The following is an 868-nucleotide window of genomic DNA, read 5'->3' on the forward strand; positions in this document are numbered from 1 at the left end:
AGGCGCGACATCGAGGACGGTTTTTGCGCCATTCTCTCCTGCTTGATTCATTTTATAAGCAGCGCGGGCATAAGCCACGAGCACGCTGGCGGTAAATTCAGGGTTGCTGCCAAGCTTTAACGAAAACTCTAACACCTGATTGTTTTGCGCATTATCCATACCGCTTACGCCACTGCGAATAACGAATCCACCATGCGGCATTTTTTGATGGTCACGCTCAAACGTCTGCTCGTCAATAAAGTGCACTGTGGTATCGTAGTCGGCAAAGTAATCCGGCATGGTGACGATGGTATCGCGTACGCTATCGCTATCGGCGCCATCAGCGAGCACGATATAGCATTCGCGGGTATGTTTCTCGCGAGTACTCAGGGTTGGCTGCTCGCCATTGCGTACTTTTTCCATCGCAGATTCTGAGGGAATGGTATATTGCACGCCAGATTTGACGCCATCCACGCGGCGTACCGCATCTGAATGTCCTTGGCTTAAGCCTTTGCCCCAAAAGGTGTAGGTTTCGCCAACGGGTAAAATGGCTTCGCCGTATAAGCGGTTGATAGAAAATAAACCGGGATCCCAACCGACCGATAGCATAGCGACTTTATTGGCTTTTTTGGCAGGCGTATCAAGCGCGGCAAAGTACTCAGGAATTTTGGCGTGAGTATCAAAACTGTCGACGATATTAAACAAACCAGCGAGCGCTGGGCCTTGCTCAGGCAAATCAGACTTAGAGCCGCCACACAATATCAGCACGTCTATGTCGTCTTTATATTGGGCAATATCATCCATCGCGTACACGGGCACACTATTGTCAATTAGGGTGACAGAGGTAGGATCGCGGCGGCTGAATACACAAACCAGCTGCATGTCTGGG

At 50.2% G+C, this 868-nt stretch carries 1 protein-coding gene; it reads right to left on the reverse strand.

The genetic code is table 11. From position 1 onward, the window contains the following. On the reverse strand, positions 1–868 hold an 868-nt coding region (locus V7D75_RS00860), incomplete at both ends, for a diaminopimelate dehydrogenase (protein WP_333613019.1).

Source organism: Psychrobacter sp. (assembly GCF_036731945.1).
Classification (GTDB): Bacteria; Pseudomonadota; Gammaproteobacteria; order Pseudomonadales; family Moraxellaceae; genus Psychrobacter.